The sequence below is a fragment of the Streptomyces gamaensis genome, assembly GCF_042656465.1.
GTDB classification, from domain to species: domain Bacteria; phylum Actinomycetota; class Actinomycetes; order Streptomycetales; family Streptomycetaceae; genus Streptomyces; species Streptomyces gamaensis.
In genome coordinates, this window is record NZ_JBHSPB010000012.1 from 187,917 (window position 1) to 201,538 (window position 13,622).

Here is a 13,622-nt window from a genome sequence, read left to right on the forward strand (position 1 = left end):
CGGTTCCCCGGCCGTCACCCTTCCGTTACCTCAACCCTCCTGCCGGGCTACGCGCGTTGACCGTAAGCTGCGCCCGGACCTGCCCACCCCCCTGGACCACGAAGGGGCCCACCCATGCCCGCGACGCCCTACGCGCCGCCGACCCGCAAGCGTCTCGCCCGAGGGCTTGCCGCCTCCGCCGCCGTGCTCGCGACCACGGCCGGCGCGCTCGTCACCGCCACCCCCGCCGGCGCCGACAGCCTCACCCGCCACGGCCGCGGCCGCACCGTCGATGTGCAGCTGCTGTCCTTCAACGACCTGCACGGGAACCTGGAGCCGCCGCAGGGCTCCTCCGGCACCGTCACCGAGACACAGCCCGACGGCTCGAAGAAGGCGATACCCGCGGGCGGCGTCGAGTACCTGGCGAGCGCGCTGCGCGACGCCCGCAAGGGACACCGCTACTCGGTGACCGCCGCCGCCGGCGACCTGGTCGGGGCGAGCCCGCTGATGACGGGCCTCTTCCACGACGAGCCGGCCATCGACGCGCTGAACAGGCTCGGCCTCGACGTGACCTCCGTCGGCAACCACGAGTTCGACAAGGGGCGCGCCGAGCTGCTGCGCAAGCAGAACGGCGGCTGCCACCCGAAGGACGGCTGCGCCGAGAAGGGCAAGCGGTTCCGGGGCGCCGGCTTCCCGTACCTGGCGGCGAACGTCCTGGACGAGAAGACCGGCAAGCCGATCCTGAAGCCCTACACCGTCTGGAAGCGCGGCCCGGTGAAGATCGGCTTCATCGGGGTGACGACGAAGGACACCCCGAACGTCACCACGGCCGAGGGCGTCAAGGGCCTGAAGTTCGCCGACGAGGTCGAGACGATCAACAAGTACGCGGCCGAACTCGACCGGCAGGGCGTGAAGTCGGTCGTCGCACTCCTCCACGAGGGCGGAATGCCGGCCTCCGGCGCGTACAACTACAACTGCGACAGCCCGGGCCCCGGGGCCGGGATCTCCGGCCGCATCGTCGACATCGCCAAGAACGTGACGCCGAAGGTCGACGCGCTCGTCACCGGGCACACGCACCAGGCGTACACGTGCACCGTCCCCGACCCCTCGGGCGCCCCCCGCACGGTGACCTCCGCCGCCTCCTTCGGCCGGCTCTACACGGACACCACGCTCACCTACGACCTGCGCACCAAGGACATCGTGCGCACCGCCGCCAAGAGCCCCAAGGCCGTCAACCGCGTCGTGAACCGCGACCGGGCCAGGGCCGCGGACATGACGCGGCTCATCGAGCACTGGAAGAAGCTCGCCGCGCCGGTGGCCGGCCGGCCCGTGGGCTGGATCAGCGCCGACATCAACGGGCGCGGCTCGGAGAGCTGGGAGAAACCGCTCGGTGACCTGATCGCCGACGCCCAGTTGGAGGCGCTCGCCCCCGCCGACAAGGGCGGCGCGCAGATCGCGTTCATGAACCCCGGAGGCATCCGCTCCGACCTGGTCTACAAGGCCTCGGGCGGTGAGGGCGACGGGGTCGTCACCTACGGCGAGGCCTTCACCGTCCAGCCGTTCACGAACCTCATGACGTCCTTCGACCTCACCGGCGAGCAGGTGCTGACCGTGCTGCGGCAGCAGGTGAGCGGGTCGAACGAGGCGGAGCCGAAGATCCTCCAGATCAGCAAGGGCCTGACCTACACCCTGGACTGGAGCCGCAAGGGCGCGGACCGGCTGGTCACCGGCTCGGTGAAGCTCGACGGCGCCCCGATCGACCCGGCGAGGACCTATCGCGTCGCCGCGAACGAGTTCATGGCGGGCGGCGGCGACGGCTTCCCGGTGTTCAAGGAGGGCAGGAACAAGAAGATGGGCCCGTCCGACCTGGACGCGCTCGTCGCCTACTTGCAGGCGCACTCCAGGCCCGGGTCGCCGCTGGCCCCGCCGAAGGCGGACCGCATCGCGGTGATCAACAAGAAGTAGTGCCGCACGGCGGCGTACGAGGCCCCGCCGGACCGTCCGGCGGGGCCTTCCCCGTCTCGGAGCGAGCGCTGTTCAGAGACGCTGCTGGATGAGGTCCTCCAGCGAACCCTGGGGCATCCGGCCGTCCGGCGTGAGCCGGTCGACGGCCTGCGGAATGGCGACGGCCAGCTGGTCGGCGGCCTCCTCCGGGGAGACGCCCGCCTTGCGCGCGACGAGATCCAGCTCCTGGTAGGGCAGGGCCTGGGCGATCTGCGCGCCGGTCACGGGCTGGTTGTCGCCGGTGGCGACCCAGGAGCGGGTCTGCTCGCCCAGGCCGCCCTCGCCGAGCGAGTCGATGAGCGCGAGGAGCGGATTGCCGCCGCCCTGCCCGGCATCCCCCAGCGTGGAGAGCAGGGCCGCCAGCAGCCCGCCCGCACCGCCCTCGCCGGCGCCCAGCAGCCGGCCGAACAGGCTTCCCAGGTCGTCGGTGCCTGCCATGTCCACTCACCTCTCCTGGACTCGGGACAGCGGGAACACCGGACACCTACCCGCCGCCCCGCTGTTCGAAGGGACGGCCGGGGCAGGTTCACCCGTACGGTGCCCGGGCGGCGGCGGAAACCAGCCGTCCCGATCACCGGTCCCGGGTGTGAGGGTGTCGTTAGGATCGCTTGCGGAGTGCCGGGAAGTCTGGTCGGCGGCGCGGCGTCGAGAGGGTCAACAGCCGCTGGAAACGGGGGGCTTCCGTATGACCGGGCTGACCATTGTGCTGCTGCTCGTCGCCCTGGCGACGGCGGTGGCGACCGGGGCGCGGCACTGGCGGCTGCCGGCGCCCTCGTTGCTGGTGGTGGCCGGGCTCGTGGCGGGCCTCGCGCCCGGGGTGCCGGACATCCGCATATCCCCGCAGGTGATCAGCGTGGTGGTGCTGCCGCCGCTGCTGTTCGCCTCGGCCGAGGAGATCCCGTGGCGCGAACTGCGCGCGGTGTGGCGGCCGGTGACCGTGCTCGCGTTCGGACTGGTGCTGGCGTCGGCGGCCGCGGTGGGGGCCGTGGCGGCGGCGGTGACTCCGCTGTCGCCGGCGGCGGCGTTCGTCCTGGGCGCGGTGCTGGCCAGTACGGACCCGGTGGCCGTGACCGCGCTCGGGCGGCGGCTGGCGCTGCCGCCGCGGATCCAGACCATGGTGCAGGCGGAGAGCCTGTTCAACGACGCGACGAGCCTGGTGCTGTTCAAGGTCGCGGTGGGCACCGCCGTGACCGCCGGGGCGGTGTCCGCGCCCGCCGCGGCGGGACAGTTCGTGCTGCTGGGCGGGGGCGGGGCCGTGGTGGGCGGCGCGGTGGCCTGGCTGGTGACGCTGCTGCGGCGGCGTACCGAGGACCCGGTGCTGGAGACCGTCGTCGCGCTCGTCACCCCGTACGCGGCGTACGTGCTCGCCGAGGACCTGCGCACCTCCGGGGTGACGGCGGTCGTCGTCGCGGGGGTGGTGCTGGGCAGTACGGGCCACCGGCTGGGCAGCGCGCCGGTCCGGCTGCAGGTGCACGCGGTGTACGGGACCGTGGTCTTCCTGCTGGAGAGCGTGGTGTTCGCGATCATAGGGCTCGAACTGCCGCTGCTGATACGCGAGTTGGCCCGGGACGAGCGGGGGTGGCCGGTGTGGGTGCCACTGGTCGCGGGCACGGTGGTGGCCGTACGGCTGCTGTGGGTGTTCCCGCTGTCGGCGCTGGTGCAGCAGCGGCGGGGGGCGGCGCGGGTGTCGTGGCGGATACCGGCGGTGATGTCGTGGGCGGGGACGCGCGGGGTGATGCCGCTGGCGGCGGCACTGTCGGTACCGCTCACCACGGACGCGGGCGAGCCGCTGCCGCACCGGCCGCTGATCCTGATGCTCACCACGGGCGTTGTCGTCCTCACCCTGGTCGTGCAGGGCTTCACGCTGGCTCCGGTGGTGCGCCGCTCGGGCATCGCGCTGGAACCGGAGCACACCGCCCGCGAGGAGACCGCCGCGCGGGCGGGACTGGCGCGGGCGGCGCTCGCCGAACTGGAGCAGTTGGCCGACCTGGAGGCCGTCCCCGAGGTCGCGGTGGAACAGGCCCGCCGCCACCTGCTGGCCCGGCAGGCGGAAGCCGAGTCGGCCGACGCGGCCGAACCCGCCGGGAGCTGGTCCGACGCCTACCGCGACCTGCGCCGCACCCTGATAGCGGCGGAGTCCGCCGAACTCCAGCGCCTCTACGAGGCGAACCGCATCAGCGGCACGACACGCCGCCGCCTCCAGCGCACGCTGGACCTGGAGGAGGCGGGCCTGGGGGAGGACGGCCGGGAGTGAAGGGGTACGGGCGCGGGCGGCACGCCGGGGGCCGACGCGGGCGCCGCCGCCAGGAACCGGCTGCGAGGCCGGTCCGGCAGGGCGCGGCGTCCCCCGCGCACCCGGGCACGCGCCCGGGACCCGCGCGGAGTCCGGCCCACCGGCCCTGCGAGGCGGACCACCCGCGAGACCGGCCGCCGCGCCGGAGCGGCCGGGCGTGGCGCCCCCGGCACCGGTCTGCCCCCGGGCAGCGGCCCGCACCGCCCGGGGCCACCCGCGAGGCCGACCCACCGCCCGGACCGGCCGGGCGTTGTCCCTCTCGGCACGCCAGGAACGACCCACCCACGGGCACCGGCCCGCGCGGCCGTCACAGGGCCAACCCCGTCGGCCCCTGCGCCCGGAAGCCCCGCCGCGCCGGCCCTGCCGGAAGGCAACACACGCCCTGGGGAGCGTCCCGCGCCCGGATACCGGGCGACTCGTGCCCGCCGGCGCGGACCGCAGGTCACACGTCCCGCGCGATCTCCCGTACGAAGTCGCGCGACTCCTTCTCCCCCAGTGCCGCGCTCTCCATCCGGTCGAGCAGCATCCGGTACTGCGCCAGCCGGTCCTCCGTGTCCAGCATCACCGCACCGTGCGCCTGGTCGAGATGAACCGTGTCGAGCTGGGTGACCGGCCCGCGCGCGTAGCAGATCGACTGGCCGGAGCCGGGGTAGGCGCCGGCGTCGAAGGGGATGACGAGGACGGTGACGTGGTCGTGCTCGCTCATTGCGGCGATGTGCTCCAGCTGATGCCGCGTCACCTCCGGTCCGCCGAACTTCATGCGCAGCGCGGCCTCGTGGACGATCGCCCGGTACGGGGTGGGGTTGTCGCGGTAGAGGATCGCCTGCCGCCGGACGCGGTACGCGACCCGGTGCTCGACCTCGGGCGGGGAGAGCTCCGTGATGCCGTGGCGGAAGACCTCGCGGGCGTGCTCGGCGGTCTGCAGCAGTCCGGGGATGTGCGCGGTGCAGGCGGCGCGCAGGCTCACGGCGTGGTGCTCCAGTTCCGCGAGGTCCAGGTGGGCCGCGCTGAGCACCTGGCGGTACTCCTCCCACCAGCCGCGCCGCCGTTCGGCGGCCAGCGCGACGAGGCCCTCGACGAGGGCGGCATCACCGCAGTCGTAGTGGCGCGCCCAGGCGCGCACCCGCTCGGGGCTCGCGCCGAAGCGGCCCACTTCGACATTGCTGATCTGGGCCTGGCTGGCGCCGACGATCCGGCTCGCCTCGGTCGCCGAGAGTCCGGCGCGCTCGCGGAGCCTGCGCAGCTCCGCACCGAGCCGCTGCCGCCGCGCTGTTGGAGCCGGCCTCGACACCATCCCGCCTCCTCGCCCTGAACCCGGCCGGCCGCCCCGGCGGGGCCGGTCACCCACACGAGCGCATATCTCAAGTATTTGACAGGACCGGCATGAATCTACATGCACGCACGCCCTACGGTGCCAGCCAAGCCGTCCCCACGCGAGGACCGTCCCACCGAGGAGCCGTGCATGGCGACCCCACCTCCGGACCACCCCTGGTCGTACACGCTCAATCTGCCGCACGATCCGCGCTCGGCGCGGATCGCCCGCGTCATGCTGCGTGGTGTGCTCGAAAGCCATGATGTGACGGAACGCGCCGACGACGCCGTGCTGTTGACGAACGAGATGGTGACTCATTCCTATCGCTATTCCGACGGGCCGGTCGAGGTGCGGGTGCGCGAGCTGCCCCGGGAGCGGCTGCGCATCAGCGTGTGGGACACCGATCCTTCGGTGCCCGCCCCGTTCGACACTCCCCCGTGCCGGGGGGCCGGCTCCGCGCCCGGTGCGGAGGCGGGCGCGGAGGCGGGCGCGGACGGACTGGCCGGGGGCGGGCTGCAGTTGGTGTGTCTGTGCGCGGACGCGTGGGGCAGTTTCACCTTCGGGGGGTCGCTGGCCGGGCCGGCGCTGCGCGGCAAGCTGCTGTGGTGCGAGCTGGGGCCGCGGTCCGGCCGGGTGCACCTGGCGGCCTGAGGCCGGCGGGGCGGCCGCTCAGCGGACCGGCCTCCGCGGGACCACGGTCGCGTGGTCGTCACGGTTCTGCCGACTTGCCGGGATTCTTCGCGCACGTGCCATGAAGGCACGCTAGATCACGAGGTCGGCCGCAGTGGGGTGAAGTGTCCGCCAAGAACCTGAAATAGCGGTGATAGTGCGAGTATTGACGGCTGTTCGAAACCGATCACTTGCACCTCGGGACCCATCCCGCCCGCCTGCCTCACGCGAGCGACGGTGGCTCCACCGGCGCCCCCGGCAACCGCACGGAAGCAATGGTTCCGCCTCCTTCCGCCGAGCGCAACGCGACCTCACCGCCCGCCTGTTGGACCGTACGGGCCACGATCGACAGCCCCAGCCCGCTGCCCGGCAGGCTGCGCGCCGACGGCGAGCGCCAGAACCGGTCGAAGACATGCGGCAGCTCCTCCGGCGGAATGCCCGGACCGTGGTCGCGCACCGTCAACTCGCCGTCCTTCATGGCCACTTCCACGGTGCCGCCGGGCGGGCTGAACTTGACCGCGTTGTCCAGGAGGTTGACCACCGCCCGCTCCAGGGCGGCCGGTTCGGCGCGTACGTACCAGCTCTCCAGCCGCACGTCGAAGGTGAGCCCGGCGCCGCGCAGCCGGGCCCGCTCCACCGCGCGCTCGACGGCCTCGTGCAGGGCTATGACCTGCACCGGGCCGCTGCCGGGCGCGGAGTCCGGGCGGGAGAGCTCCTGCAGATCGCCGATGAGCGCCGCGAGTTCCGCCATCTGCGCCCGCACGCTCGCCAGCAGCGCCTTGCGGTCCTCCGGCGGGATCGCCCGCCCGGTCTCCTCGCTGCGCACCAGCAGGTCGATATTGGTGCGCAGCGAGGTCAGCGGAGTGCGCAGCTCGTGGCCGGCGTCGGCGATGAGCTGCTGCTGCCGGTCGCGCGAGGAGGCCAGGGCGGCGGTCATGGAGTTGAACGAGCGGGAGAGCCGGGCGATCTCGTCCTCGCCCTCGACGGGGATGCGCACGGCCAGGTCCTCGGTGCGCGCGATGTGCTCGACGGCGCCGGTGAGCCGGTCGACGGGCCGCAGGCCCGCGCGGGCGACCCCCAGGCCCGCGGTCGCGGCGCCGAGGACGCCGACGCCGGCGGTGAGGGCGAGGACGACGGCGAGCGAGCCGAGCGGCTTGTCGATCTCGCTGAGCGGCTGGGCGATGGAGACGGCGGTGCCGGGCACGGGGCCGGGCTTGGTGGCCACCCGCATCTCCGTGCCGCCCGAGGTCCGCGCGTCGTGCAGGGTCAGCTCCGCGCGGCCCTGGGCGACCGCGAGATCGGAGGTGTGGACCTCCAGGGGCGCGGGCCCGAGCGTCGTGCACACGACGCCCTCGGCCGTGATGATCTGCACCGTGTACGGACGGAACAGCCCCTCCTGGCCGCCCGGGGCGGCCCCGCAGTTGCGCAGATAGCCGCGCACCGTCGAGGCGTCGGCCGACACATTGCTGAGCGTGGTGTCCCGCTGGTTGCCGAGCTCCTGCCGGGTCACCAGCCAGCACGCGCCCGCCGCCGCCGCGACCGCGACCGCGACGGCCGCCGCCGTCAGCAGGGCGAGGCGGGAGCGCAGCGGCAGCCGCCGGAACCGGGTGATCATTCGCTGCCGCCGTCCCGCAGGACATAGCCGACGCCGCGCACCGTGTGCACGAGCCGGCGCTCGCCGCCCGCCTCGGTCTTGCGGCGCAGATACATCACATACACGTCGAGGGAGTTGGAGGACGGCTCGAACTCGAAGCCCCACACGGTCTTGAGGATCTGCTCGCGGGTGAGCACCTGGCGGGGATGGCTGAGGAACAGCTCCAGCAGCGTGAACTCGGTACGGGTGAGCTCCACCGGCCTGCTGCCGCGCACGACCTCCCGGGTGTCGAGGTCCATGCGCAGATCCGCGAAGGAGAGCACATGCTCGTCGGCGGGGACCCGGCCCGCGGCGGCCGCGTAGGAGCTGCGGCGCAGCAGGGCGCGGATACGGGCCAGGAGCTCGTCCAGCTCGAAGGGCTTGACCAGATAGTCGTCGGCGCCGGCGTCGAGGCCGGTGACGCGGTCGCCGACGGTGTCGCGGGCGGTGAGCATGAGGATCGGCACGGTGACGCCCTGGGCGCGCAGGCGGCGGGCGGCGGTCAGCCCGTCCATACGGGGCATCAGCACATCGAGGACGATCAGCTCGGGATCGAAGGAGGGGACCTTGGCGAGGGCGTCGAGGCCGTCGACGGCCAGCTCGGTGGCATAGCCCTCGAAGGCGAGACTGCGGCGCAGGGCCTCCCGGACGGCGGGCTCGTCGTCCACGACCAGGATGCGGGCGGGAGTGTCGCCGTGCTCGGCGGGGCTCATCGCGTTACCTCACGGGGGTCACAACTGCGGGCTGACGGGCTCCAGCCTCGCACGGTGCGGGGCCGTGCCGGATCCGGGTGATCCCGGAAACCGTGCCGGGGTGCCCCTGACATCACCCCGGATCGCTCCCTCCGGCCCGCTCAGACGTTGCCGCCGCCGCTGCCGCCGGCCCGCAGCTTGGCCAGGTCCGCCTTGACCGTGTTCACGGGGATCGCGAAGCCCAGGCCGACACTGCCCGCGGAGTCGGAACCGCCGGAGGCCGAACTCGGCGCGTACATCGCGGAGTTGATGCCGATGATCTCACCGTTCATGTTGATCAGGGCGCCGCCGGAGTTGCCGGGGTTGAGCGAGGCGTCGGTCTGGATGGCCTTGTAGGTGGTCTTGGACGAGCCGGTGTCGCCGTTGTACTGGTTGCCGCCGAACTCGAAGGGCCACTGCGGCAGACCCCCGCCGCCGCGCTGCCGGCCCTGGCCGCCGCCCTGCTCCTTGGAGACGGTCACGTCGCGGTTGAGAGCGGAGACGATGCCGCTGGTGACGGTGCCGGTCAGACCCTCCGGGGAGCCGATGGCGACGACCTGGTCGCCGACGCGGAGCTTGCCGGAGTCGCCGAGGGTCGCGGCCTTCAGGCCCTTCGCGCCCTCCACCTTGATCAGGGCGAGGTCCTTGTCCGGGTCGGTGCCGACGACCTTGGCGGTCTTGCTGCTGCCGTCACTGAAGTTGACCTTCACCGAGTCGGCGCCGGCGACCACGTGGTTGTTGGTGACGATCTCGCCGTCACTGGTGACGATCACGCCGGAGCCGGTGGAACCGCCCGAGGGGGTGCTCGCCTTGATCTCGACGATGCTGGGCATGACCGCCTGGGCGACGGCGGAGACACCGCCGCTCTTGACCGAGGCGTTCTGCACGGGCGTGGAGTGGCTGCCGCCGTCCGAACCGCCGACGGCATTGCTGACGAGTGCGGCGGAACCGCCGCCGACCAGAGCCGCGACGAGCGCGCAGGCGGCGACGAGCACGCCGGGCCGCCGGCCGCGCGGGGCACGGTGCCCGCCGTCGGCGCCGCCGTCGCCGGGTCCGACGGGACCGCCGGGCCCACCGGACCCGGCCGGTTCGGCGGCGAAGGCCGCGTATCCGGTGCCGCCGCCCGGCCACACGGTGACACCGTTGGCCGTGGTGACCGGCTGCTGCGGGGCGTACGCCGGGGGCTCCGGGTAGCCGTAGTGCTGCTGCTGGTGCTGCTGGGGGTCCTGAGCGCCGTCGCGGCGGATGCTGTCGGTCATGGCTCCGACTGTGCGGCGCGTAGATGAGAACCGTCTGAGGGAGCGCTGAGAACCCCGACAGAACCCGACGGGTTCCCACGGGCCCGGGTCCCCGGGAGGGGCGGCGCCGCGAGCCGGAGCCGGTCTGCGCGGGCAGGTCGCCGACAACGGCCGGCACCCCTCGGCCCGCCGGCCGCCCGGCGCGGCGCACCCGAGACCGCCCGGTGCAGGCGAGGGCGACGGGCCCGCCCCGCGAGCCGGAGCCGGACCGCACGGGCCACGCCGGCAGCGGGCGGCCATACGCCCCCGGCCCGCACGCCCGGTCATCGCGCCCGGACCAGCGTGCGGGCGAGAGCCCGGGACACTGCGGACAGGCCGACGCCAGGCGGCCTCCGCCGGGGGACACTCGTACGTCAGCGGGAAGCCCGGCCGGGCCGGGTCCAGGCCCGGGGGAACCGTCCGCGTCCCCCGGGAGGGGCGGCGGCGCCGCGAGCCGGAGCCGGACCGCGCGGGCAGGCCGCCGCCCGGCACGACGCGGCGGGCGCCCCTCGGCCCGCCGGGTCGCCCGGTGCCCGTCCGGTCCGGGCCGCCCCTAACCCCGCCCCGCCGCCCACGCGGCGATCCGCGTCAACAGCCGCTCGTCCGCGGCGGATTCCGCATGGCCGAAGCCTCGCTCGATCCACAGTTCCGTCGCTGTGGGGTCGCCGGCGGCGGCGAGCATGTGGGGGTGATCGAGGGGGAAGTAGCCGTCGCGGTCGCCGTGGACGATCAGCAGGGGGCGGGGGGCGATCAGCGGGACCGCTTCGACCGGGGAGAGCGGTACCGGGTCCCAGTCGTGCGGGTGGATGCGGGTGCGCAGGCCGTAGCGGGTGACGAGCCGGCCCGTGGGGCGGGTGACCGCCCAGTGCAGCCTGCGCATCGGGGCCGTTCCCCGGTAGAACCAGCGCGCGGGGGCGCTGACGGACACCACGGCATCGGCATGCGCGCCCTCGGGCGCGCACCCCTCGCGCAACGCGCGCCCTGCCGTCGCGGCGGAGCCGTCGGGCGCCGGGTACGGGCCCGGGTACGCCCGCGCGTACAGCGCCGCGTGCCGCAGGGCGACCGAACCGCCCATCGAGAAGCCGACGGTGGTCACCCGCCGGTGTCCGAGCGCTCTCGCCCACCGCACGGCCGCCGCGAGATCGAGTACCTCGCGGTCGCCGACCGTGGAGCGGCCGCCGGAGCCGCCGTGCCCCCGGAAGGAGAAGGTGACCACGGCCGCGTGCCGGGCGAAGACGCGGGCGGCGCGGCGCACGGCGGGCCGGTCGTAGGCACCGCTGAAGCCGTGCGCGAGGACGATCGCGGGCGGCACGAGCGTCGCGGGCGGCGGACCTTCGGCGGAAGCCCTGCGACAGTCCTGGGAGCGGGCCTCGGTGCGGCCTTCGGGGCACTCTTCGGAGCAGCCCTCGGCACGGCCTTCGGAGGCGGCGGATCCGGCAGGGGATCCGGCGGCGGCTCCGGGCGCGTACGGCTCGTACGCCGCTTCCACCCGCACCCCGTCGTCCGTCAAGAGCGCACCGCGACGACCACTCGAAGTGATCGACGAAACACAAGGTCGTGCAAAATCGTCCGTACCTCCGAAAGTCATGTGGGTTATTCTGCTGGGCAGAGAGGATCCGGGCAGAGTAGCCCCCGGGTCCTTTTGTGCATTCGGCCGCGCCAGAGCGCGGGTGAGCGCACGTGCGCTCCGCGGCGCGGGGACGCGCAACCGCAACTTGAGGCAGTGCCGCAGGTGCCCCCTTCGCAGGGACCGAGGAGGAACCGACGTCATGGGCGAGCGAAGCACGCGGGTCCGCGAGGACCGTACGGAACAGACGGGGGGCGGCCGATGAGTTCTCTGCTGCTCCTGACCAACGCCCTCCAGCCGTCGACCGAAGTGCTTCCGGCACTCGGCCTGCTGCTGCACAGCGTGCGGGTGGCTCCCGCCGAGGGCCCGGCCCTGGTGGACACCCCCGGGGCCGACGTCATACTGATCGACGGCCGCCGTGATCTTCCCCATGTGCGCAGCCTCTGCCAGCTGTTGCGCTCCACCGGGCCGGGCTGTCCGCTGATCCTGGTCGTCACGGAGGGCGGTCTGGCGGCCGTCACCGCGGACTGGGGCGTCGACGACGTGCTGCTGGACACCGCGGGTCCGGCGGAGGTCGAGGCCCGGCTGCGGCTGGCGATGGGCCGGCAGCAGATCGTCATGGACGACAGCCCCATGGAGATCCGCACGGGTGATCTGTCCGTGGACGAGGCGACGTACAGCGCGAAGCTCAAGGGCCGTGTGCTGGACCTGACGTTCAAGGAGTTCGAGCTGCTGAAGTATCTGGCCCAGCACCCGGGCCGGGTCTTCACGCGGGCGCAGCTGCTCCAGGAGGTGTGGGGCTACGACTACTTCGGCGGGACGCGCACGGTGGACGTGCATGTCCGCCGGCTGCGCGCGAAGCTCGGCCCGGAGCACGAGTCGCTCATCGGCACCGTGCGCAACGTCGGCTACCGCTTCGTCCTGCCGGAGAAGCCCGAGAAGTCGGAGAAGTCGGAGAGGTCGGAGAGGCCCGAGAAGCCGGCGACACCCGAGAGGCCGGAGAACCCCGGGCAGGATCCCGTCGAGGGGGCGGATCCGCTGCCCCGTCCGGAAGGGGCGAAAGCCCCGGAAGCACAGGCCGTCCGACCGGCCAAGCGCTGAGCGGGCCCGCGTAGACTTCGCGCGTGGCCAAGGTGACGCGGGACGATGTGGCAAGGCTGGCGGGGACGTCGACCGCGGTGGTCAGCTATGTCATCAACAACGGGCCGAGGCCGGTGGCCCCGGCGACGCGTGAGCGCGTCCTCGCCGCGATCAAGGAGCTGGGTTACCGCCCGGACCGGGTCGCGCAGGCCATGGCCTCGCGCCGTACCGACCTCATAGGCCTGATCGTCCCGGACGCGCGGCAGCCCTTCTTCGCGGAGATGGCGCACGCGGTGGAGCAGGCCGCGGCCGAGCGCGGGAAGATGGTCCTCGTCGGGAACTCGGACTATCTCGACGAGCGTGAAGTGCACTATTTGCGGGCCTTTTTGGGGATGCGAGTCTCCGGTCTCATCCTCATCAGCCAGGGCCCCAGTGAGCACGCCGCGACAGAGATCGACGCGTGGGACGCCCGGGTGGTGCTGATGCACCGCCGGCCGGACGCGATCGACGACGTGGCCGTGGTCACCGACGACATCGGCGGCGCCCAGCTCGCCACCCGGCATCTGCTGGAACACGGCCACCCGTACGTGGCCTGTCTCGGCGGCACCGAGCGGACCCCCACGGTCGGCGACCCGGTCACCGACCACGTCGAGGGCTGGCGCCGTGCGATGCGCGAGGCGGGCCGCCCGACGGAGGGCCGGCTCTTCCCCGCCCCCTACAACCGCTACGAGGCCTACCGGGTCGCCCTCGGCCTGCTGTCGGGGCCCGACCGGCCGCCCGCGATCGTGTGCGCGACCGACGACCAGGCCATCGGTGTGCTGCGGGCGGCCCGCGAGCTGCGTATCGACGTCCCCGGCGAGCTGGCGGTGGCCGGCTTCGACGACGTCAAGGAGGCCGCGCTGACCGATCCGCCGCTGACCACGGTCGCCTCCGACCGGCAGGCGATGGCCCGTTCGGCGGTGGACCTGGTCCTCGACGACGGTCTGCGGGTGGCGGGCTCCCGACGGGAACGGCTCAAGCTGTTCCCGTCGGCGCTGGTCGTCCGCCGCTCCTGCGGTTGTGGCGGCTGACGCCGCC

At 73.6% G+C, this 13,622-nt stretch carries 11 protein-coding genes; 5 read left to right on the forward strand and 6 right to left on the reverse strand.

All coding sequences use genetic code 11. From position 1 onward, the window contains the following. Window positions 1–114: 114 nt before the first annotated feature. On the forward strand, window positions 115–1,944 hold the full coding sequence (locus ACFP1Z_RS20760) for a bifunctional metallophosphatase/5'-nucleotidase (protein ID WP_390318170.1): 1,830 nt from the start codon (window positions 115–117) through the stop codon (window positions 1,942–1,944). Window positions 1,945–2,016: 72 nt separating this feature from the next. On the opposite strand, the gene ACFP1Z_RS20765 is transcribed toward ACFP1Z_RS20760, so the two are convergent. Next, window positions 2,017–2,421: a YidB family protein gene (locus tag ACFP1Z_RS20765; protein WP_390318172.1), complete on the reverse strand. Its 405-nt coding sequence runs from the start codon at window positions 2,419–2,421 to the stop codon at window positions 2,017–2,019. A 247-nt stretch (window positions 2,422–2,668) separates the two neighbouring features. Between ACFP1Z_RS20765 and ACFP1Z_RS20770 the strand changes: the two genes are divergently transcribed. Further along, complete coding sequence (locus ACFP1Z_RS20770) at window positions 2,669–4,237, forward strand: Na+/H+ antiporter (RefSeq protein ID WP_390318173.1); 1,569 nt, start codon at window positions 2,669–2,671, stop codon at window positions 4,235–4,237. 481 nt (window positions 4,238–4,718) lie between these two features. On the opposite strand, the gene ACFP1Z_RS20775 is transcribed toward ACFP1Z_RS20770, so the two are convergent. Next, window positions 4,719–5,570, reverse strand: a complete 852-nt coding sequence (locus ACFP1Z_RS20775; RefSeq protein WP_390318175.1) for a helix-turn-helix domain-containing protein — start codon at window positions 5,568–5,570, stop codon at window positions 4,719–4,721. Window positions 5,571–5,738: 168 nt separating this feature from the next. On the opposite strand from ACFP1Z_RS20775, the gene ACFP1Z_RS20780 reads away from it, so the two are divergent. After that, window positions 5,739–6,239, forward strand: a complete 501-nt coding sequence (locus ACFP1Z_RS20780) for an ATP-binding protein (RefSeq protein ID WP_390318176.1) — start codon at window positions 5,739–5,741, stop codon at window positions 6,237–6,239. A 241-nt stretch (window positions 6,240–6,480) separates the two neighbouring features. Here ACFP1Z_RS20780 and ACFP1Z_RS20785 read toward each other — a convergent pair whose 3' ends face one another. The 4 genes from ACFP1Z_RS20785 to ACFP1Z_RS20800 all read right to left on the reverse strand — a co-directional run bounded on the left by ACFP1Z_RS20785 (window position 6,481) and on the right by ACFP1Z_RS20800 (window position 11,408). Then, the gene (locus ACFP1Z_RS20785; RefSeq protein WP_390318178.1) at window positions 6,481–7,872 is read right to left on the reverse strand and encodes a sensor histidine kinase; all 1,392 of its coding nucleotides are present in this window, start codon (window positions 7,870–7,872) and stop codon (window positions 6,481–6,483) included. Next, complete coding sequence (locus ACFP1Z_RS20790; protein ID WP_390318180.1) at window positions 7,869–8,603, reverse strand: response regulator transcription factor; 735 nt, start codon at window positions 8,601–8,603, stop codon at window positions 7,869–7,871. The genes ACFP1Z_RS20785 and ACFP1Z_RS20790 overlap by 4 nt, the downstream gene beginning before the upstream one ends. A 140-nt stretch (window positions 8,604–8,743) precedes the next feature. Then, window positions 8,744–9,880, reverse strand: a complete 1,137-nt coding sequence (locus ACFP1Z_RS20795) for a S1C family serine protease (RefSeq protein ID WP_390318182.1) — start codon at window positions 9,878–9,880, stop codon at window positions 8,744–8,746. Between the two features lie 571 nt (window positions 9,881–10,451). Next, window positions 10,452–11,408: an alpha/beta hydrolase family protein gene (locus ACFP1Z_RS20800; RefSeq protein WP_390318183.1), complete on the reverse strand. Its 957-nt coding sequence runs from the start codon at window positions 11,406–11,408 to the stop codon at window positions 10,452–10,454. 318 nt (window positions 11,409–11,726) lie between these two features. Here ACFP1Z_RS20800 and ACFP1Z_RS20805 point away from each other — a divergent pair, with 318 nt between their 5' ends. Both ACFP1Z_RS20805 and ACFP1Z_RS20810 read left to right on the forward strand, forming a co-directional pair. After that, window positions 11,727–12,566 (forward strand): winged helix-turn-helix domain-containing protein, encoded by an 840-nt coding sequence (locus ACFP1Z_RS20805; RefSeq protein ID WP_390318185.1) that lies wholly within the window; start codon window positions 11,727–11,729, stop codon window positions 12,564–12,566. Between the two features lie 23 nt (window positions 12,567–12,589). Further along, window positions 12,590–13,615, forward strand: a complete 1,026-nt coding sequence (locus ACFP1Z_RS20810; RefSeq protein WP_390318187.1) for a LacI family DNA-binding transcriptional regulator — start codon at window positions 12,590–12,592, stop codon at window positions 13,613–13,615. The last annotated feature ends 7 nt before the right edge of the window (window positions 13,616–13,622 follow it).